The organism is Providencia manganoxydans (assembly GCF_016618195.1).
Classification (GTDB): Bacteria; Pseudomonadota; Gammaproteobacteria; order Enterobacterales; family Enterobacteriaceae; genus Providencia; species Providencia manganoxydans.
Genome location: NZ_CP067099.1, coordinates 1,561,622 through 1,579,622, shown reverse-complemented (window position 1 = coordinate 1,579,622; position 18,001 = coordinate 1,561,622). Strand labels below are relative to the sequence as shown.

Annotated in this window: 29 protein-coding genes; 7 read left to right on the top strand and 22 right to left on the bottom strand. The window is 40.5% G+C overall.

The window, feature by feature from the left end; genetic code table 11:
* Positions 1–60: 60 nt before the first annotated feature.
* A complete protein-coding gene (locus JI723_RS06900) occupies positions 61–696 on the top strand; it encodes a response regulator (RefSeq protein ID WP_337979869.1) in 636 nt (211 codons plus the stop codon).
* On the opposite strand, the gene JI723_RS06895 is transcribed toward JI723_RS06900, so the two are convergent.
* From JI723_RS06895 to JI723_RS06865, 7 genes are all read right to left on the bottom strand, one after another.
* Positions 693–1,721 (bottom strand): terminase small subunit, encoded by a 1,029-nt coding sequence (locus JI723_RS06895; protein WP_337979868.1) that lies wholly within the window; start codon positions 1,719–1,721, stop codon positions 693–695. The two genes, JI723_RS06900 and JI723_RS06895, sit on opposite strands and share 4 nt — an antisense overlap.
* 47 nt (positions 1,722–1,768) lie before the next feature.
* Positions 1,769–2,979, bottom strand: a protein-coding gene (locus JI723_RS06890) for an IS3 family transposase (protein WP_319069321.1) whose coding sequence is annotated in 2 segments (ribosomal slippage) — positions 1,769–2,631 and positions 2,631–2,979 — 1,212 coding nt in all. Because the reading frame shifts where the segments join, the coding sequence is not laid out codon by codon here.
* A 128-nt stretch (positions 2,980–3,107) separates the two neighbouring features.
* Positions 3,108–3,338, bottom strand: a complete 231-nt coding sequence (locus JI723_RS06885) for a hypothetical protein (protein WP_272537753.1) — start codon at positions 3,336–3,338, stop codon at positions 3,108–3,110.
* Positions 3,339–3,588: 250 nt separating this feature from the next.
* A complete protein-coding gene (locus tag JI723_RS06880; RefSeq protein WP_337979867.1) occupies positions 3,589–4,035 on the bottom strand; it encodes a lysis protein in 447 nt (148 codons plus the stop codon).
* A 20-nt stretch (positions 4,036–4,055) separates the two neighbouring features.
* Positions 4,056–4,229 (bottom strand): hypothetical protein, encoded by a 174-nt coding sequence (locus JI723_RS06875; RefSeq protein WP_210852297.1) that lies wholly within the window; start codon positions 4,227–4,229, stop codon positions 4,056–4,058.
* Positions 4,211–4,681 (bottom strand): lysozyme, encoded by a 471-nt coding sequence (locus JI723_RS06870; protein WP_211889615.1) that lies wholly within the window; start codon positions 4,679–4,681, stop codon positions 4,211–4,213. The genes JI723_RS06875 and JI723_RS06870 overlap by 19 nt, the downstream gene beginning before the upstream one ends.
* A complete protein-coding gene (locus JI723_RS06865) occupies positions 4,681–4,950 on the bottom strand; it encodes an HP1 family phage holin (RefSeq protein WP_004912034.1) in 270 nt (89 codons plus the stop codon). The genes JI723_RS06870 and JI723_RS06865 overlap by 1 nt, the downstream gene beginning before the upstream one ends.
* Before the next feature lie 103 nt (positions 4,951–5,053).
* Here JI723_RS06865 and JI723_RS06860 point away from each other — a divergent pair, with 103 nt between their 5' ends.
* Positions 5,054–5,281: a hypothetical protein gene (locus JI723_RS06860; RefSeq protein ID WP_272687904.1), complete on the top strand. Its 228-nt coding sequence runs from the start codon at positions 5,054–5,056 to the stop codon at positions 5,279–5,281.
* A 14-nt stretch (positions 5,282–5,295) separates the two neighbouring features.
* Here the strand turns inward: JI723_RS06860 and JI723_RS06855 are convergent, their stop codons facing one another.
* From JI723_RS06855 to JI723_RS06785, 15 genes are all read right to left on the bottom strand, one after another.
* The gene (locus tag JI723_RS06855; RefSeq protein WP_337979866.1) at positions 5,296–6,363 is read right to left on the bottom strand and encodes a DNA-methyltransferase; all 1,068 of its coding nucleotides are present in this window, start codon (positions 6,361–6,363) and stop codon (positions 5,296–5,298) included.
* Between the two features lie 142 nt (positions 6,364–6,505).
* Complete coding sequence (locus tag JI723_RS06850; protein WP_272682566.1) at positions 6,506–6,703, bottom strand: TrmB family transcriptional regulator; 198 nt, start codon at positions 6,701–6,703, stop codon at positions 6,506–6,508.
* Between the two features lie 162 nt (positions 6,704–6,865).
* The gene (locus JI723_RS06845) at positions 6,866–7,399 is read right to left on the bottom strand and encodes an antiterminator Q family protein (RefSeq protein ID WP_272687902.1); all 534 of its coding nucleotides are present in this window, start codon (positions 7,397–7,399) and stop codon (positions 6,866–6,868) included.
* Positions 7,387–7,701: a Ref family recombination enhancement nuclease gene (locus tag JI723_RS06840; protein WP_337979865.1), complete on the bottom strand. Its 315-nt coding sequence runs from the start codon at positions 7,699–7,701 to the stop codon at positions 7,387–7,389. The genes JI723_RS06845 and JI723_RS06840 overlap by 13 nt, the downstream gene beginning before the upstream one ends.
* Before the next feature lie 11 nt (positions 7,702–7,712).
* Positions 7,713–8,306, bottom strand: a complete 594-nt coding sequence (locus JI723_RS06835; RefSeq protein ID WP_272687901.1) for a DUF1367 family protein — start codon at positions 8,304–8,306, stop codon at positions 7,713–7,715.
* A 400-nt stretch (positions 8,307–8,706) separates the two neighbouring features.
* Entirely contained in the window at positions 8,707–8,997 is a 291-nt protein-coding gene (locus JI723_RS06830; protein ID WP_337979864.1) for a hypothetical protein, read from the bottom strand.
* A gap of 28 nt (positions 8,998–9,025) precedes the next feature.
* A complete protein-coding gene (locus JI723_RS06825) occupies positions 9,026–9,367 on the bottom strand; it encodes a hypothetical protein (protein ID WP_272687899.1) in 342 nt (113 codons plus the stop codon).
* A 27-nt stretch (positions 9,368–9,394) separates the two neighbouring features.
* Positions 9,395–9,565, bottom strand: a complete 171-nt coding sequence (locus tag JI723_RS06820; protein WP_164565073.1) for a hypothetical protein — start codon at positions 9,563–9,565, stop codon at positions 9,395–9,397.
* Positions 9,566–9,678: 113 nt separating this feature from the next.
* Positions 9,679–9,909: a hypothetical protein gene (locus JI723_RS06815; protein WP_164565072.1), complete on the bottom strand. Its 231-nt coding sequence runs from the start codon at positions 9,907–9,909 to the stop codon at positions 9,679–9,681.
* 2 nt (positions 9,910–9,911) lie between these two features.
* On the bottom strand, positions 9,912–10,082 hold the full coding sequence (locus tag JI723_RS06810; protein ID WP_272687898.1) for a palmdelphin: 171 nt from the start codon (positions 10,080–10,082) through the stop codon (positions 9,912–9,914).
* Between the two features lie 52 nt (positions 10,083–10,134).
* Positions 10,135–11,553, bottom strand: coding sequence for a replicative DNA helicase (locus JI723_RS06805; RefSeq protein ID WP_272524256.1), 1,419 nt, complete (start codon positions 11,551–11,553; stop codon positions 10,135–10,137).
* On the bottom strand, positions 11,543–12,481 hold the full coding sequence (locus JI723_RS06800; RefSeq protein ID WP_337979863.1) for a hypothetical protein: 939 nt from the start codon (positions 12,479–12,481) through the stop codon (positions 11,543–11,545). The genes JI723_RS06805 and JI723_RS06800 overlap by 11 nt, the downstream gene beginning before the upstream one ends.
* A 1-nt stretch (position 12,482) precedes the next feature.
* Positions 12,483–12,707: a hypothetical protein gene (locus JI723_RS06795; protein ID WP_272524258.1), complete on the bottom strand. Its 225-nt coding sequence runs from the start codon at positions 12,705–12,707 to the stop codon at positions 12,483–12,485.
* Positions 12,708–12,724: 17 nt separating this feature from the next.
* On the bottom strand, positions 12,725–13,180 hold the full coding sequence (locus tag JI723_RS06790; RefSeq protein WP_272524259.1) for a toxin YdaT family protein: 456 nt from the start codon (positions 13,178–13,180) through the stop codon (positions 12,725–12,727).
* Between the two features lie 44 nt (positions 13,181–13,224).
* A complete protein-coding gene (locus JI723_RS06785) occupies positions 13,225–13,473 on the bottom strand; it encodes a helix-turn-helix domain-containing protein (protein ID WP_125892425.1) in 249 nt (82 codons plus the stop codon).
* 108 nt (positions 13,474–13,581) lie between these two features.
* Between JI723_RS06785 and JI723_RS06780 the strand changes: the two genes are divergently transcribed.
* The 5 genes from JI723_RS06780 (at position 13,582) to JI723_RS06760 (ending at position 17,744) form a co-directional block, all read left to right on the top strand.
* Positions 13,582–14,334 carry a LexA family transcriptional regulator gene (locus tag JI723_RS06780; protein ID WP_272521720.1) on the top strand — a complete coding sequence of 251 codons (753 nt, stop codon included), beginning with the start codon at positions 13,582–13,584 and terminating at the stop codon, positions 14,332–14,334.
* A 378-nt stretch (positions 14,335–14,712) separates the two neighbouring features.
* Entirely contained in the window at positions 14,713–15,045 is a 333-nt protein-coding gene (locus JI723_RS06775) for a hypothetical protein (protein WP_036965975.1), read from the top strand.
* 12 nt (positions 15,046–15,057) lie between these two features.
* Positions 15,058–17,019 (top strand): exonuclease family protein, encoded by a 1,962-nt coding sequence (locus tag JI723_RS06770; RefSeq protein ID WP_272687896.1) that lies wholly within the window; start codon positions 15,058–15,060, stop codon positions 17,017–17,019.
* Entirely contained in the window at positions 17,019–17,519 is a 501-nt protein-coding gene (locus JI723_RS06765; RefSeq protein WP_337979862.1) for a siphovirus Gp157 family protein, read from the top strand. Before JI723_RS06770 ends, JI723_RS06765 begins: the two co-directional genes overlap by 1 nt.
* Before the next feature lie 45 nt (positions 17,520–17,564).
* Entirely contained in the window at positions 17,565–17,744 is a 180-nt protein-coding gene (locus JI723_RS06760; RefSeq protein ID WP_110592093.1) for a hypothetical protein, read from the top strand.
* Positions 17,745–18,001 lie beyond the last annotated feature (257 nt).

Sequence of the window (18,001 nt, the reverse complement as noted above, 5' to 3'; positions counted from 1 at the left end):
AATATACTCTTATCAATAAGTATCTTCTCAACCATCCTAATCAAATAAGGATAATTCGTTATGGATGTTATACCTGCTATTTTATCTGCATTATCTTCTTTATTATGGCCATTGATTGTATGTTTTTTAATCTGTTATTTTAGAAAGCATCTATTAAAGCTCATAGACACTTTCTTTGATGGCAAGTTAAATATAAAAGTCTCAGGATTTGAACTAAATTTGAAAGAAAATTCAATACAACAAGGCCACATTATTCTAGACCTACAATCTAAACTTGTTGAAATGGAAAAGAAAATAAACACATTACACCCTAATTCAGAAACAAATGTGCAATCTAATATTTCAATGAGAAAAAGGGTCTTATGGGTTGATGATAGTCCTTCAAATAATAGCTATTTGATTGAAACACTAAAAATGAATCATGTAGATGTAGATACTTCACTTTCAACAACTGATGCTATTGAAAGAATCAAACAAAATAATTTTGATGTTATAATATCCGATATGGGAAGACCCAAAGACGATCGGGCCGGAATAACTCTTACAAAAGAAATAAGAAATCTTAATATTCAAACTCCGGTTTTCATTTTCTGCGGTAATTGGGCCTCTACTAATTTACGCGAAGAGGCTAAAAAAGCAGGTGTTACTGATATAACTTCATCAGGAACCGAGCTTTTAGCAATGTTACCAATTTAATTTTTCTCTTTACTCTTTTTACTCCTCAATTTCATTAGTTGTTCAAAACTTAGGTGGCTTAGATCAATCCCAGTTGATTGAATAGGCCCACCATCAGCACCAGTTATTTCAGTCTTGTTCTTAACCATCCCTAAATGCTGTGCAACCATTTTAAGCGCATCGTCTTGATTACGAGTAATCACCTCAACACCAAACTTACCCTCTTTCACACCAGCAAATAAACGACGAGCTGCGCCAGTTAAATCGCGTGTATCATGAAAATGCGCATGACCAATACCAAAACCATTACAACGCGGACAATCGGGATTAGGATCGAGTGAATTGTCATAACCGTAACCACCGTTATCATGCGGTATCTTTTTCTTCTTCACCCTAGCTTCAGTAACAGCATCTTCAAATTCTATCGCATCACGCCACTGATAATTAAAGCCAAAGCCCCAGCAATGACGACAGCATAACCGGCGATATTCAGTTAGCTCGTTAACGTCTGCAGTTGCAATATCCCACCACATTTTTAATACGGCATCTTGGGTGATTTGAGTTCTGCGTTCTCGTTCTGCTAATGCGTCTGTAATTGCGCGATTGACCTTAGCATTTCTGTACATCCGACTAGCGCCAACATAGGCAGTATTACCTTCGCCATTTCCACCGGCTCTTTTATAAGCTGCCGTCCTATTTAAATCGACAAGATACTCATTGACGAATCTGAACTGCATATCGTTAAGCCCGTAATTGCACAGGTTGAACGTACTTTCATCATCGTGCGCACTATCTTGTTCTCTACTCTGCGCAGTTGGTATTGCGCTATTACATATAGGTTCTTTTGCGCATTCTTTATCGTGCGCAGTGCGCAATTTCTTGTGCGCAGTTTTTTGCGCACTCTGCGCATTCGATATCTTGATGTATCGACGTGCAGTTGCGTAATTAAGTCCTTGGGTTTCACTCCACTCTTTAGGGGATATTCCTGATTTAGCATGTTCGGTGAGGAACTGTTGCTGTAGCGTCCCCCAATCCGGTTTAGCCATCGTGTTTATCTCCTTAATGACTAGTCCTGATATAGGTTGACAACTTTTCAGGTATAAAATGCTCGATGAACCTCATCGGGCGTTTTATAGTTTAATGATAAATGAGGTCGCCTTTCATTATAAATCTGTATTGATTCTTCAACCAACCTCCTAGCCTGTTCTAAATTTCTCGGCTTTATTAACAAATATTCCATTTTTAATATCCCATTGACTCGCTCTGCTAATGCATTTTGATAACAGTCATAGCCATCCGTCATAGAACATTGAATATTATGTTTTTTATGGATTTCCTGATATTCCGACGAACAGTATTGTAAGCCTCGATCTGAATGATGGATCAAGGTCGTGGTTGAACTTCGTTTTTTTAATGCTTGTACAAATGATTTCTTGACGGCTTTTGTTTTCATATTGTCATCAAGATGATAACCCACTATTTTTCGCGAATAAGCATCGGTGATCAGACTTAAATAAGTATCTCCTTCGTGTGTGGATAAATACGTAATATCAGCAACCCACAGTTGCTCCGGTTGTGAAGGGATAAACCCTGATTTAATTAAATTTGGATGTCGATGAAATCGATGATGACTCAATGTTGTTCGATGATATGACCGCTTATTAGGCACTAATAAGCGATGTTCTCTCAACAAAGAAAATAATCGGTCACGACCAATAATTAATTGTTTTTGTTTCAAAAGAAAGTGTAATTTTCTCACCCCAAGCCTAGGGTGAACTGTTCGCTCAGATTTCACAGCACAAACAATAATTGCATCTAATTTTTTCCGCTTATCAGACGTATCTTGACGTTTGTAATAGGCTTGCCGAGTGATTTTCATAAAACGACAAGCTTTGGTTACGGTGAGTTTTTCAACCGTTTTTTCCTTAATAACTCGGCTTTGCGCTTTTTTGAGAGGCGAACTCCAAAATCCCTATCCATCACTTTGACAACCGCCTCAAAAAAATCAGCTTTGAGCTGCATCTCCTCAAGCTCTTTTTCAAGGGCTTTAATGCGTTGTTCAGGTGTTTGTTGCTCCGAGGTTTGGTTCATAGCAGCACCTTTATAAAGAGTATTGGGCGTACCTTCCGACCAATCTAATCTACCATGCTTACGTAACCAAACCAAAACAGTTGAACGCCCCTGTATGCCATATCGATATTGAGCTTGTTTATAGGTGAGCTCGCCTTTTTCTACTTGGTCAACAACCGCCAGTTTAAAGGCAAGAGAATAATCACGTTGAGTTCGTTTACCTATTGGTTTCATTACACTCTCCAATTTTAGATTGGAAAAGTGTCAACTTTATTTAGGACCGGTCACCCCTTATAAATAAAGCCCACTCGAAAGTAGGCTTTGTAATAGAGTTCTAGTGATTATTTTTATGGTATTAACTACTAAATACCTATGCTATCAATGAGCCCATATTTTGTTGCTGTGAACAAATCACGTAATTCGGCAAGCTCAATAATTTTCGCTCTTACGCTATCAACCGTACACTCAAACTCCCCATGTTTATGAGATAAATCTATTATTTCTTGTATCGTTAGAAACGAATTCCTACCCTTTACTTTAATGAAGTACAATATAAGCGAATCTAAGGTCTCAAATTTTATTTCTGTATCCATACTATTCTCATTTACTAATGGTTATTAGGTAAATATAAGCTTGGGGCTTAGTTGCTCATTATCAATGATTGAATTTACGTGAAATATCATTATTTGATCTTTTAAGTTGCGTTAGTAACTCATCCTCTAAAACACCCACTTGCAGAGATAAATGAGGCCTTCGATTATTCCCCATCCAAGAACAGCACATGCAATGCCTAGGATAAGGAAAGCTGGTGCGTATGAGTCATTACCAAACATTAACAGCCCTCTAATAACACTCCGTTCTAATGTAATCTTGCAGCCCTAATACCATTCTCGTTAGTTCTGCAATTCTGTTTCTGAGTAACCAATAATTTCGGATAGCGGTGTCAGTAGGTCTGGCGGTTGCTCCATCATCCAAGCCGGAGGTGGAATTGGTTTCGACTTTCGGGCAACTGGCTCTGATGTACACCCGCTCAGGATTGCGCTCAGCAGCAATACGTAACTTATCAATTTCACTTTTTGCATTGGCTAGTTCCTGAGTATGTTTAGTATCGAGTTTATGCAGGGATTGGACACGTTCTTGGTATTCTTCATTAGCTTTGACTTGGTCAGCTAGTTCAACAAGCAGTTCGGCATTCTTAGTGTTTAACTCACCTATCCTTTCGTGTTGTTTCCACATTCCCCAAATGGCCATCCATGCAGCGACAAATAACAATGCTCTGACTGTATTCATGGTAGTTACCACCTAGAAGATTAAAAATTAACTTGCCGACCTTTATAGTGGTCGATAGCTTTCTGGCAGCGCTTTTCTAAACTGGCTTTATCAATGCCGCATGTATTGTCAGTTAGTCTGTAGGCACCAAATACAATTATTGATATCGCTAACAGCATAAAGAGAATTACAGCCACTATAGGTTTCCATGACATATAGCTGCCTCCGCTTCTCGACGGTTTACAAGCCCACGCCATACTTTCTTTTTAACATAAACCCATTTTTTTAATTCTTCACAAGCACCGTATTGATCACCCGCATTGAGTTTTTTAAGCATTGTTGATCTTGCAAATGCATTAGTTCCAACATTAAAAGCAAATGAATATAGAGCTGCTTTTGTATAATCATTGATAGGAACTTTCACTAATCTATCAACCTGCATTTTTGTTAATTCGAAATCTAATTCTAATATCTCATCGCATTCTTCTTTTGTGTAAGTCTTGTTGGGAACAATATCTATTCCCGTATGCCCATAGCAGACCGTTAAAACCCCGCCCACGTCTTCATACGGTTCATATCTTACACCTTCAAAATGCGCAATCACCGTTAAAGCGATGGCCGAAGCCCCTGCGCCAATTAGCACAGTTAGTTTTTGTTTGAGTGACATTAGATATCCTTAGGTGCTTTCGCCATAAGTTCGGCGGCTTTTCGTGCGGTAGCTGATGGGTTTTGTGGATCAGTCTTGTTAACCAGATCTTCAAATAAACGAGTTCGCTTTCGCTGCTCTCGTCTGTTCATGAAAAAAGTCGCTAGGCCTAGGATGATGCTAAATGCCATCCCGATAATGAAGCCCCATTCATAAAGCGATAAGCTTGCAAAGAATGCTGTGAGCCCAGCACTACCGTAGGCTGCGTTGCTATATTTATCCATACGCATAAATTCACCCCCTACGGAGTGCCTGAGTTATGTGATTTAGTTAAAAGATAAATACAATTAACATGTCATAATGTTAAATTATACTTAACATTGGAGTTCCTTAATGGATGAGTTTACCGAAAAAATAAAGAAGCAATATTCTGTACCTGAGAACCATACTCTTGTAAGTACGGGCTTTCGTTGGGAGGGTTCAAGAAAGGGGCAAGATACAGACGCTCACACGTACCAGCAAATTGATGAAAATGGAAATGTCTGTGCTGAATATTTGGTAAAAGATTCAACATCAATTTATCCACCTCAAAAACGCACTATTTCAATATCTAAACGATAATATAGTTAAGCCTCTTACTTATAATTAGTAAGAGGCTTATTGTATATTTTATTAATTTCCAACTTGGTTTTCTTAAACCGCTCAGTCTCCAACTCAACGCCAATCACCCTGCGATTAAGCTTTAATGCCGCTTTTATTGTGGCGCCAGACCCCATAAAGAAATCGGCGACAGTATCACCCTCTCGGCTACTACTATTGATAATATGTTCCATCATCACTGCTGGTTTTTCGCAAGGATGTTTACCCGGATAATATTGCACGGGCGGATAGGTCCATACATCGGTATAAGGAACATCAACGGTAACGGAGAAAGGACGCCGTAATAACTGGTATTGTTCCGCTAATTCATGATATTCACGCCTTAATGTGATTTGCTCACTCACTAATTCGGCATGTTCACGACCTAACGGGTTATGACTTAACTTTTCCTCAGCGACACACTTGAACAATTCTTGCAGCTTCAAATAATCGGTTTCACTTGGTAGCTGCCACTGGCTATAACCAAACCAATGCGAGGCCATTTGCTTACCTGTTGCCTTGTGGATTTCTTTTGCTGTTATCCCCAACGAATCACGAGCTTGCTTGAAATATTCAATCAGCGGCTTAAGCACGTTTTCTTTAAGTTCACGGCATTGTTTTAAGTATTCACTACTTTTGCCTTTGTACGGGCTTTGATAATGCTCAGCAAATAAAATCCTTTCCGTACTTGGAAAGAAACTGCGCAGGTCTGCTTTGCATGCTCTACGCCACGGCCCTGATGGTTTTGCCCATATAATATGATTCAGGACATTAAAGCGTTCTCTCAATAACAACTCAGTGTCTGCGGCGAGTTTTGAACCACAGAACATATATAAGCTGCCATTGGGCTTCAGAACGCGCCAAAACTCTGCCAGTATTTCATCAAGCCATAATAGATAAGACGTGACATTTTCCCACTGATTGTCCCAACTGCACGACTTTACTTGAAAGTATGGCGGGTCAGTTGCGATTAAATCGATACAGTTGTCTGGAAGTGTTTTTATGTAGCTGAGTGAGTCACTATTAACCAAATTAGTACTGTTTAAATTTACAGTATTTTTCATAGATCAGGGAAACCTTTTTTGATAAGCTTCACCATGCTTTGTGCACATAAGCGGTGGGCTTTAGTTTGTCCGTGATCTCGCGGAACGGGCGAATGGCTGGTAAGGTGCTACCAACACCCACCAGCCGCCCATTTTCACAACGCTAGATATTTTGAAATGTATTTTCTTCGATGTTTTCTTTGATTAATCCCGCCATCGCGAGTTGCGTTAATATCAACTGACAGCGTGATTTTGCTAATTCAGTGTAACCTGAAATTTCTTCTATTGTTGCCCACCAGGAGTGCGGAACAACCTCTAAAACTATCTTTGCCTCTTCTGTTATATCAGTCTGTTTTAACATGATATTTATATACCTTTGGTCGTTTATTGGTCGTGAATACACATGTAACTCTGAACAAAGGTGACAGCAAGCTTTACTTGGTTTAAAAAGCAAAAAACCCAGCGCATTGGCTGGGTTAGTTGGTGAAGTTACTAAAATGGCAACTTACCTTTAAATAGTGGATCATTGGCTCAAAGAAGTCAACACGTTCTTACTATTATTTTTCTTTTTCCACTCATCATCGCGTATTTTAAATGTATTATAGAGATGTGGATAAATTAAATACTCGGCAGAACGAATGATTTCTTTTACCTCACGGCGACATGTGGCCATCGAGGGCTTTCTATATTCAAGCGTGCGATTTCTGCGAATCATTTGCCGTGGCTGTGCAATACCATAATAATAGCGAGCAATGGCACGGTCGGAGCTCACAAAGGCATAACGTAATAACAATAACGTAAATGCGACTCGGTCTATATGATAAATTTTATCAACCACTTTGGTGATTAACATTCCGTCGTCATCGTTACATATTTCCCTTTCTGGATAATCACGCTTTTCTACAGTAGCCATAAATTCAGCAATGATACTGCTTTGGCGTTTTTCTAATCTACCACTGTAAACCCAAGCACCGAATTTGGATAGCCAACCTTGTAACCAGGCCTCTTGCTCTGCATCGAGTACAAGCCCATCAGAAATACTTTTTATACTCGACATGCGCGCAGCTCCATGACTTCTCTTTTGGTTTGTTCTAATAACTCGATTTCGGTACCGTGAATTTCTTGCCATGTTTTAGGGGCCGCATGAAAACCAGTATCGTAGCTAGGTCTGTGATGAGGTGGACATAGTGGCAATACATCTTTATGGCTAGCTCGCTGAGCCATACCCTGCCCCGTTCTTACATGATGGATTTCCGCGGGGCTTGCTCCATACCCCATATTACGGAAACAAATACAGCCAAGTTCGGCTACATCTGATAGCCACTGTTTATCTTCTTTGGTCTTTGATTTTTTGGTCATTGGTCTTGCCTCTAGGTAAAATCTAATAACTGAGCCGCCGCATTTTCAGCAGCTTCTTGGGTGGGAAATTTACGGAATAGAATGAAGTTCCAAAGCACATCGAGTGTGGCTTTGTAGAGTTCGCCAAAGGCTAGGTCATCCATTTTGGCAAAGCTGATTGATTTAGCGACACGACGTAGGCTACCGTCTGGCATTTCAAAGGTTTCATAATGGCCAGATTGCTCTACTACCCAATAGCGGAAAGCATCAAAGGATTTGGTCGCTGATATATTGTGAGCGCGTTTCTGTGCTATTTCATCGAGGTAAACATCTGCAGCTGACTGGAGGGCATCGTCGTTATCTGTGTAATAAGCGAGGAATTTAACGTAACCACGTACTAGCTCTTTTTCTTCAGGCGAAATTGTGCCGCCGGTTGGTTCCCAATATTCATACCCTAGATTGAGTAGTGCGAAGTATTTACGGTGGAAACGTGGATTACGTGCTTTCTTGAAATCGCCATAAAGCACATCACCACATTTGATTTTCGAATGCAAAAAATCTCTCGCAGCGGGGTTAGCCGGTACAAGAGTGTCGTTAGACATTTTGATAAAGCTATGCTGTGCCATACGTTTCTCTCCGTAGACACAGCAAGTGTTAAGATTGGGTGTTCAGACCAACAGGATCATTAGACCAGAAATAATAGCTCTAAGCAAAACATATCAGTCACTTGTGAAAATATGTTCAATATCCGAGCAATGGCCAATTATTTCAATATAACTACGTTTGTAATAATCAATAGATGTTTGAGTATTTTTAATATACTCTCTCAATCCTATCGACGTATATTCCTTGCTGCATAAATCAATAAATCCAACAAGAAAATAATCATTAAAATAGTGAGTGAATCTTCTAGTTTTAATTAATAGCGCTATCAGCCTATCATCTACCTCTGACACATTTAAAAGATATTTATCCATCACCATCGTTGAGTGTTTTATCAACGGAATTAAATATGAGCTATTGTCTTTAGTTAAATAGTCTAAATATTGCATGCCTACCCAAGCTATTAACCTGCATACTTTTTAATTTATTGTTTTCCACATGATTGATGAGTTCAATTAATTGGTTTAAATTATCAAAGTTATTTTTAATTTCATCATATATTAAAATTTTAAGTGCCTTAATCTTATCTTCTTTGCTCTTCTGTTTACCCTTTTTATCTGCGCTTCTCTGAAAAAAATGAATTGAAATTGCAACAAATATCGCAAGAAAAGAAGCCAAACTGCCAAAAATAGAAAAACGCTCAACTAAAGTCATAGTATATCCTTATGTTAAATTACATCCGTTATTCTACCTTCAATTTCAACTCATGCCACCCCATAGTATTCCAACACTCAGAACTACCACTGAGGCAACACTCCGCCACAGGCAATTGCTCATCACACTTTTTACAGCGCCTTTTGTTTAGCTCTGAGATTAGCGACATCACGGAACAGTCATCAATTCTAATTAACATAGAAAGATATTCAGCGATATCATAGGGCTCTCTTCCTGGTCTACGTAATGCGCAATTTCTTTGAAGCATTTCTAACTCTTGCTCATCGAGAAATAACTCTATTTTAGTAACGCCTGATTCCTTTTGACGCTTACGCTGTTCGGCTTTACGTTCTGCTGCTGTTTTTGCCATTGGTCTTGCCTCTTCATATCAACTCGGTTAATGCACTGAGCAATAACGCTCAATAGATAAATCATCTACTCTAGCGCCACCTAGATTTGCCCAAAATGCTATTGTTGAAAGTACATCTTTTTCGCTTGTTGCGACAAAAAGAGTTATGAAAGACGTTTGGTTCCATAAACCACTTGCTTTATAAACCGATTTTTTCATTTTAACTCCAACTAACTACATCTAATAACCTTATGACTAAACGGACTTATATACGCTGTAAAGCTTGTAGTTATATGATGGGAACGATTTTATTTTTTCCAAGTGTGTGCGTTTCATACCCTCATCACCTCACGCCAATGATTTAACCTATCTCTAAAAAATTCCCGATGTACTACCGGTGCCTTTTCAATTTCAACCAGTACGCGCTCTCTGTAGATTTTGCGATTTTTCAGTTGCCGAATAAGTCGACTAGCCAATAAATCAAGCTGCTCCAGTTCGCGATATTCTTCTGGCCATAAAGCACGGTTATGAGGAAGTCCATCAGGTAAATATTTACCTGACATAACTACCTCTTTTGGGGGTTCGGCTCTGGTTGATATGGTGCTTTGGTTCTTGCCCTTGCAGCTGCGTTAAGGCGCTCAATATGACATGGTGAATGGTCTAAACCATCATCGGGTAATATGGGGTGATTGCTCCAGACGAGTGACTCGCCGGTGATTGGGTCTTTAATTGTCATTTGGTCTGCCTCTGTATTAATGGTCACGGCTTGGTCTAGCCTTATTAACGACTTAAAATGCTTCTGTAGCTTGTGTTACTTTTTGTGAGTAATTACGCTTACTTTCTTGGCCTTTCATTGACAGCCTTTCCGCTTCGCTTTGGCTAATATTTTTAATGTACGAATTAACCAGTTGCCCGTGGGCTGTGCCAGTATTCCCATCACGATTTAAGCGAAGAATAATTTCCATCAGCGATTTATCTGCATTGTTGTTATAAACCGCATCACGGTATAAGCCTATCCATACATCACAATCTTGCTCAATTTGCCCTGTATCTCGACTATCTGCAGGTGTTGGTCGTTTATCTGCTCGTTCTTCCAGTTTACGGTTAAGCTGGGTAAGTAACAGGACTACACAATCCATTTCCTTGGCTAAGTTTTTTAAACCCGTTGTAATGTCACCGTAGGCAATATCGCGACGTTCTGCTGGGGCAGCTTTGATTAATGTCAGATAATCCACAGCAATAAGACCAATTTTCCCTTTAACTCTTTTTATCTTTCGACACTCGGCAATAATATGGTGCAAATCAACACCAGGAGTGCTATCGATATACATGTTGGATTCTGCAATTTCTTCAGCTCTTGCTAATGCTCGAGCCATTTCCATATCATCATGCGCACCGGTATAGAATATATCTGCTGAAACACCACCCTCTTGAGCTATCATGCGCTCAATGATCCCTCGGTCAGTCATTTCAAGGCTGAATAACAACGTAGGTAATCTGTGATTTAAAGCAAAATGAGTCGCTACACGGTTGTAGAACGCGGTTTTGCCCATTTTAGGTCTAGCACCCACGACAATTAGAGATCCTCTTAGCGCTTGCTTAGGAGCCATTAAATCATCAAGTGATTCGATACCTAAAGTAAAACCAGCAGCATTCGTCGGATCATCAAAACGTCTTTCAACTTCCTCGACCCAGTCGCCTACTACATCACGAGCTGGTCTAAGCCCCTTACTCTTACCTGTTTTAGCATGCTCAATGATACTTGATACCACTAGCTGGACATTGGCCAATTTATGATTTACTTCAAGGCCATCATTGGCCATCAACATTTCGACGCAGGTGTTGAGATTGTTAATCGCATAACGCTGTATAGCCTTGTCACGGATGATCCGTGCATAATTCACTATGTTTGCTGCTGTTGGTAACATACAAAGCTCAGCGACATAGGCGAAACCGCCAACTTTGTCTAAATCACCATTTGCTGTTAGCGCATCGCTCACTGTAATTACATCAGTAGGCTGATTAGTTTTGATTAGCCTTACGATTTCCGAAAAAATTCGGTTGTGCGCCCATTGATAAAATGACTCGGGTTTTATCAGAGAAATAACTCGCAGACGCTTATCTTCGTCAGTGCTAATCATAAGGCCACCTAGCACAGCTTGCTCAGCCTCGGCACTATTCGGTGGAGCAAAGATATTATTTGTCATTAGCGCGTTCCTCCTTGACTGCAACGTAGCAACGCTCAGTAATCAGGTAATCCAAATTCTTACGGCGCCATGTTCCACCACGTCCATTGTCTCGATCTTCCATCATCCACCGACAGTGGCTCCCAATGTACGATAAATAATTTACCCAGCGTTCCTGATTAAATTTAATCCAGAAGCTTTTCAGTTTTCGCTTACGCTCATCAGTCAGAACTTTGACAGCTGGCATATCTGGTAAAATTTCGTGATATGAATCGATGATTTTTTCATAATTCAATTTAATTTTTGACGATGGTTTGTTGTCGTCAGGTTCACCTGACGTACTATCAATAATCTCTGTAGTAGTCTCTGTAGTAATCTCTGTATTTGTCTCACGTTTAGAAGTGGGGGCTATCACTTCTGTATGTGGGGGCTGTCCCGTTTCAACGTACCCCCTATCACGTTTAGAAGTGAGACCTGTCACAGAAACAGACTCTATTTTTGTTTGATTATTAATCAATGGGATAGAGTTTGTTATTTCCTGAATACATTCAACAACTGGCTCAAGAAATACCACATTGTTGCACGGCCCACTTACTGTATTTATGGTGCGAAATTCAAGTGTAATAACACCTTTTGCCTTCAACCGTTTTATCGCTTCGGTTACTTCCCGCTTTGTAAAACCAAATTGATCCGCGAATGATTGATAACTACGTTGCAACTTATCGCTTTGAAACCGCTTGCGCCACCCTTGAAGTTCACCAGTAAACTCGTCCCGAATTTCTGCTGGCCGGTACCAGTAAATAATTTCTGAAAGCAATATGATCCCAATATTATCAGGCTTGCCACTTGGCATTTTGATGTGATGCCACCAGTTCGCAGGGATCACATTACCCGTTATGTTCATGCGCCCTATTTGATTAACGGTTTCTGTCATTAATAAATTATTCACTTTATACCCCCAGTGCGCGTGCAATGTCACGGCAAGCGTTCTGGTACTGCTCAGGTGACAGCTTCTTCGAAAGCAGCTTTTGTTTTTGTTGTTCGTACTGCTCCCAAACGCTTAGCGCAGCTGCTCTTCTACCTTCGAAAACGTCTTCAACTTTCTCTCTATCAGCCGGTTTTCCGTTCAACAAAAAACCATTGCGATAGGTTATTTTCTCAATTGTTCTTAGCATTGGTCTTGCCTCTTGAATTAATGCACGCTGGTCTGGCGTGGTATCGCATTTAACGCAATGACTGCATTATTAATATGGTGTGACATGTCACGACCCTCTAATAAAATTTCGCTAATTGCCTCGGCAAATCGCTGTATTGCAATTGAAGCCAAGTAATTTTTCGTATCACCTCGAACCCGGGCGAGTCGTGAAGCCGGTAATGCAATTTCTATTGCCGGCATTAACTCAACTATTTTTCTGATAGATGCGGGGGAATCACCACGCAACCAACGAAATATCTGCTGTCGATTATTGTTAATCGCTTTCCAATCCGCTTGTCCTCGTTCATCTTCAATCACATGCAAGCGGCTCTGTGATTTGTCTCGTGTGATCTGCAAATACGCACGGCTTATCTCAATCGCTACGTGCTCTTGACCGTGTTCTGTAGCCCAGCTCTCAATTTCGGAACGGACAATATCGATATCAAAACTCATCTCTGCGTCTCCTGTCGCAAAATTGATTATGAATAATCAGTTCTTTAATCTGATAGCTGTAATACTGATGGCTCGTTGGGTAAGCCGTCGTAAGGGTTTGGGTAATCTATCGGGTTCAAATCATGTGGGGTCACAAGCCAATTTGTTTTGGATGCCCACTCAATAGCTTTGCGTCCCTTTGGAATGTAATTCCCTGCAATGACTTGGCTAATATAGCCCTGTGTCACGCCAACTGCCTGAGCAAACTCAGACTGGCTAATTTGCTGTTGCTTTAAGTAGATATTTAATTTCATTTGTTAGCTCCTTTTTTAACTTAACAATGCAATATTAGCAATGCTAATTAAATAGATCAATAGCAACGCTATTAGAAAAATATTAGTAATACAAATAAACTAGACAGTATGAACAGAAAAATTTCCGAATCTGACAAGGTAGCAGCCCAGAATTTACGCAATATCTGGGAAAGCAAACGTGAATCTCTCGGCTTAACTCAAGAAAAAGCCGCGGAGGCTCTTGGTTTTGCTACACAGGGAGCGGTTAGTCAGTACCTAAATGGCCGTACCGCTTTAAATACAGATACCACACTAAAATTTGCTGCCTTACTTCGCGTTGATCCTGAAGATATCAACCCTGAATTAAAAATTTTACTCGACTACGTCAGGTCAACAAATCGAAATGTTGAGATAGCTCAGCCGCAACAATCGATTAGAAATGATCACAACACATTGAGATTAATGGATATATATGCGAAAGCAGGCCCGGGTGGTTTTATTAACAATGACTTCCCAGATACCATAAAATCTATCGAGTTTTCTTCCGAAAAAGTTTTTGAGCTATTTGGCCGTAAAAGCCTGAAAGGCATTGAGATGATTAATATCAGTGGTGATAGCATGTCCCCTGCAATTAATCCTAGAGATGTTGTCTTTGTCGATACACATAGCGACTTCTTTGATGGGGATGGCGTTTATGTGTTTAGTTTTGAAAATTCCCTATTCATTAAACGACTACAACGCGTTAAAGGCCGAAAACTTGCGGTCAAATCAGATAATCCTGCCTATGAAACCTTTTATATCGAAGAGTCTGAGATGCATGACTTGCGTGTGATAGGTAAAGTTATAAAATCTCTTCCAATAAAAATGGTTGATTTTGCTTAACTAAAACAAACAGTTAAATACCGCCGCTAATATTAGCGGCTTTTTTTTGCTTAAAATAATTAGCATTGCTATTGATAATTAAAAATAGCACTGCTAATATTTATTTCATTAATACAAACACAGCAAGTGTTTAGATAAGTGTTCAGACTTAAAAATTAGCCCACACTAGGGAAACAGTTAGACCAAAGCCAGAGGCAAGACCAGACAGCTCGGAAAGACGAGCATTGATTTACAGACGTAAAAAAACCCACCTAAGTGGGTTCCTTTACCTCGGGTCGCCGACCAAAGCTAACCGAGAGTTCTACTAGCGCGACCAAACGCTAGAAGAGGCAAGACCAATGATAAATCACTGATCACAGTTATTTTAAAGGAGCTGCTATGAAAGCACAACCTAAAACCCTAAGTGTTACGCTTTATATCCACGCACAAAAGCAATTTGACGGCTCATACAAATACCGCCCTTATCCATTCAAATATGATATTGAATCTGGTTTAGGCTTTGTCATTGCTGAGCATACTATCGACATTCCCTTTACTGCTCCGTCAAATACTGAGCTAGTTCAATTAGAGATTGACTCACTCAAAGCTGAACAAAGCAAAATTCTTGCTGATGCGCAGGTGAAATCAAGCTTACTGGAAGACCAGATCCAAATGTTGCTCTGCTTAGAAGGCAAACCCATTTCTAAAACTGACGAACAAATCCCTTATTAAGAGGCAAGACCAATGACAACTTTTATCTGTGTATTTGAGCCTACGACCGAGGCTCGAACCAATGGCACTGTACCTTTAACCATCGCTTTCAATGCAGCGAATGCCAAAATTGCGGCAGCAACAGCAATGATTAAGCTATCGGAAGCTTACCCTGATTCGATGGATAACTTTAATATTGATGAGCCTATTATTTGTCAGGATGCTGTAGGTTCCCCCCGCCCTGCACTCGATAAGTTTGATGAAAAATTTGCTGTTGAAAATGAATTTGACGGTGAGAAATGGCAACCCATTAAATATAAAGAATTTAAAAAGCTGGCCACTAAACCTCGCGTAGCTGCTTTACTACTATTTAGTAAAACTCAAATAACAGATCAAGAATTCACTTATACATTGAACCATCTTAGTGAAAGTAAAGCTGCTCCTAAAATTCGCAATATCGCCACTGGCCTTGCCGAAATCACCAAAGTGTCATTAATGGATGCTGAAGCCACGATGGAAATTGCACAGGCGGTTTATGAGCATGCTGACGATAATGTCACTATCGAAGAGGCTAAGGCGCTTGGTGAAAGTTGGTTAACCGAGGAACCTGAACTTCCTCCCGTTGAGGACGAGCCTGTCCTTAAACGTGATTATGCCGCACTTGATCTCGAAATTGCCCTCGCTCTCATGGACATTAAACCAAGCGATGCAAAAAGCGCAGATATTCGCAAAGCAAAAGAACTCATCAGCACTGAAGATAAAGCATGGAAACGCTTATCAATGGATTTGCGCACCTTCCCTAGCGTTCTAGATATCCCTCGCGAGAACATCTTTTCACTAGTGGCTGAGGCACGCGAAAAGCCAGAACTATTTGATGATGCGAATGCCCGTAAAGCGTTTATCGATTCAGAACTTAGTACCAACAACCCAAAAGTAACATCTCTCGGTAGTGGCCGTTTCGCTGTTGATAATTTAGATGCTAAGCCGGCTAATGATGAAACACCTGAGCAACTGGCTAAATCAGAAAAAACAAAACGCACAAGCAAGAAAAAAGGCACACTGGCTAAAGTAGAAAAAGAACCAGTTGTGATTGAGACACCTGTTGTTTCTACGCCAATTGCCACTGAACAAGATGACTTTCAACAACGCGCAGCAGTCATTGATGAAGTGATCGATAGTAATAATGACCACCTCAATATTTGGAAACGAGTGCAGCGTACTGATGCGCGATTTACCAAACCGCTTGATGGGGTTGGTTATACCGGAACCAGTATTAACAGCACTTACATGTTTATGCGTGCGACTGAAATATTCGGCCCTATTGGTGAAGGCTGGGGTTATGAAATCGTTGAAGAGAAATTCGTGAATGGTAAGCCTCTTACTGAACCGGTTCTTGATGAACGTAACAAACAAGTCGCAACGCATTTTTTACGAGATGGGGACGGTTCTTTATTCTGCGAACAGAACCATTCAATCAAGATCCGCTTTTGGTACACCATCGAATGTGAAACACGAGGTGAATTTGAAAGCTACGGCGCAACACCATACCGCTATCAAACCACCTATGGAATTAAGGTTGACGGTGAAGTGTTTAAAAAATCACTGACAGATGCCATCAAAAAAGCACTTTCCATGCTGGGCTTTAGCGCTGACGTCTATATGGGCATGCATGATAACCCTGAATATGTGGCGAGTAATAAGCTCGAGTATGAAATCAAAGCCGCCAGCGATAACGCTGAAGATGCGACCCGCATTCGCAAAGAGTTAGACGAGAAGTTCACGCGACACACTGAGACTATGCGCAGTGCGGTGACGCCAAACGAATTACGGGGTATCACATCCACCCTCACCCGTGAAATTTCAACCCATGCCAAGTTGGCCAAACAACGCGGCGACAGTGAATATGAAAAATATTTAAACGGCCGTTTGCGCCGGCTAAATGAAATTGAAAAAGAGTGTTTAGACCAACTGAAACAAAAAGAAGAGGCAATCTAATGACCAAGACAACTGCTATTGCAATGGCTGCTGACTACAGCAAATTACAACAACTCGTCGAAACAGGTGAATTCACTGCAGAAGATGTGGCCGATACCTTAGAGGGTATCGAGTGTGAACTAGGCGATAAACTCGATGCAATTATGCTTCATGCCCGTAACTTGGAAGGACAAGCTAAAACACTGGATGAGGAATCAAAACGCTTGGCTGACCGTAAAAAGTCATTCGAAAATCAGGTTAAGAACCTAAAAAAATATGCATTAGATTGCTTATTAACATCAGGTAAAGACAAGTTAAAAACCACTAAAAACACATTTACCGCTCGCGCTGGTGTTGTGCGTGTCATCATCGATAATGAGCCTGCTTTGCCCGATGAATTGGTAGATGTTCAGACCATTACCGCCCCTGACAAGAAACGCATTAAAGAAGCGATTGAAAACGGTATTGAAATACCTGGTGCTCACCTAGAAGTCGGTGACCGTTCATTAATGGTTCGTTAATCAATATAGCGCCCAGCAATGGGCGCATTATCAGGAGATATCTTTATGGCCATGAAATTAGAAGTCATCATTACTCACGATGAAACTAACAATAAATGCAGCGTTGAGTGGACCACTGCATCGACTCAACAAGTCACTCGCCAAGAAGAACAAACGCTATCACTGGTAAAAAAGGCATTGTTACTTCAACTGGGTTACCCAGCGGCACACACTGTTATCCATTAACGTGACATGTCACAAACGAGGCAAGACCAATGCTAAGACACGAACATCAAAAAGACCAGGAAATCAAAATCACCCTACCCGATGGCTCGCACGGGTTTGTTTCAACAGATAGACGTTGCAAGGTTTCTTATGACTTTCCTGCACATATTAGAATAGAAATACAGCCTACTCAGGCAGAACTACAAAGGAGTAAACAATGATTTATGGTTTATTCCTGCTAATTTGCAGCGGTGCTGATTGCCTATATAAATCTAACG

Coding starts and splice junctions, on each gene's coding strand:
- JI723_RS06860 (WP_272687904.1), top strand. CDS start 5,054: ATGGATGAGTTTACCGAAAAAATAAAGAAGCAATATTCTGTACCTGAG.
- JI723_RS06875 (WP_210852297.1), bottom strand. CDS start 4,229: ATGTCATGGAAACCTATAGTGGCTGTAATTCTCTTTATGCTGTTAGCG.
- JI723_RS06900 (WP_337979869.1), top strand. CDS start 61: ATGGATGTTATACCTGCTATTTTATCTGCATTATCTTCTTTATTATGG.
- JI723_RS06765 (WP_337979862.1), top strand. CDS start 17,019: ATGACCAAGACAACTGCTATTGCAATGGCTGCTGACTACAGCAAATTA.
- JI723_RS06805 (WP_272524256.1), bottom strand. CDS start 11,553: ATGACAAATAATATCTTTGCTCCACCGAATAGTGCCGAGGCTGAGCAA.
- JI723_RS06840 (WP_337979865.1), bottom strand. CDS start 7,701: ATGACCAAAAAATCAAAGACCAAAGAAGATAAACAGTGGCTATCAGAT.
- JI723_RS06795 (WP_272524258.1), bottom strand. CDS start 12,707: ATGCTAAGAACAATTGAGAAAATAACCTATCGCAATGGTTTTTTGTTG.
- JI723_RS06845 (WP_272687902.1), bottom strand. CDS start 7,399: ATGTCGAGTATAAAAAGTATTTCTGATGGGCTTGTACTCGATGCAGAG.
- JI723_RS06790 (WP_272524259.1), bottom strand. CDS start 13,180: ATGAGTTTTGATATCGATATTGTCCGTTCCGAAATTGAGAGCTGGGCT.
- JI723_RS06815 (WP_164565072.1), bottom strand. CDS start 9,909: ATGTCAGGTAAATATTTACCTGATGGACTTCCTCATAACCGTGCTTTA.
- JI723_RS06865 (WP_004912034.1), bottom strand. CDS start 4,950: ATGCGTATGGATAAATATAGCAACGCAGCCTACGGTAGTGCTGGGCTC.
- JI723_RS06770 (WP_272687896.1), top strand. CDS start 15,058: ATGACAACTTTTATCTGTGTATTTGAGCCTACGACCGAGGCTCGAACC.
- JI723_RS06785 (WP_125892425.1), bottom strand. CDS start 13,473: ATGAAATTAAATATCTACTTAAAGCAACAGCAAATTAGCCAGTCTGAG.
- JI723_RS06870 (WP_211889615.1), bottom strand. CDS start 4,681: ATGTCACTCAAACAAAAACTAACTGTGCTAATTGGCGCAGGGGCTTCG.
- JI723_RS06780 (WP_272521720.1), top strand. CDS start 13,582: ATGAACAGAAAAATTTCCGAATCTGACAAGGTAGCAGCCCAGAATTTA.
- JI723_RS06885 (WP_272537753.1), bottom strand. CDS start 3,338: ATGGATACAGAAATAAAATTTGAGACCTTAGATTCGCTTATATTGTAC.
- JI723_RS06855 (WP_337979866.1), bottom strand. CDS start 6,363: ATGAAAAATACTGTAAATTTAAACAGTACTAATTTGGTTAATAGTGAC.
- JI723_RS06835 (WP_272687901.1), bottom strand. CDS start 8,306: ATGGCACAGCATAGCTTTATCAAAATGTCTAACGACACTCTTGTACCG.
- JI723_RS06880 (WP_337979867.1), bottom strand. CDS start 4,035: ATGAATACAGTCAGAGCATTGTTATTTGTCGCTGCATGGATGGCCATT.
- JI723_RS06850 (WP_272682566.1), bottom strand. CDS start 6,703: ATGTTAAAACAGACTGATATAACAGAAGAGGCAAAGATAGTTTTAGAG.
- JI723_RS06830 (WP_337979864.1), bottom strand. CDS start 8,997: ATGACTTTAGTTGAGCGTTTTTCTATTTTTGGCAGTTTGGCTTCTTTT.
- JI723_RS06775 (WP_036965975.1), top strand. CDS start 14,713: ATGAAAGCACAACCTAAAACCCTAAGTGTTACGCTTTATATCCACGCA.
- JI723_RS06820 (WP_164565073.1), bottom strand. CDS start 9,565: ATGAAAAAATCGGTTTATAAAGCAAGTGGTTTATGGAACCAAACGTCT.
- JI723_RS06825 (WP_272687899.1), bottom strand. CDS start 9,367: ATGGCAAAAACAGCAGCAGAACGTAAAGCCGAACAGCGTAAGCGTCAA.
- JI723_RS06810 (WP_272687898.1), bottom strand. CDS start 10,082: ATGACAATTAAAGACCCAATCACCGGCGAGTCACTCGTCTGGAGCAAT.
- JI723_RS06760 (WP_110592093.1), top strand. CDS start 17,565: ATGGCCATGAAATTAGAAGTCATCATTACTCACGATGAAACTAACAAT.
- JI723_RS06895 (WP_337979868.1), bottom strand. CDS start 1,721: ATGGCTAAACCGGATTGGGGGACGCTACAGCAACAGTTCCTCACCGAA.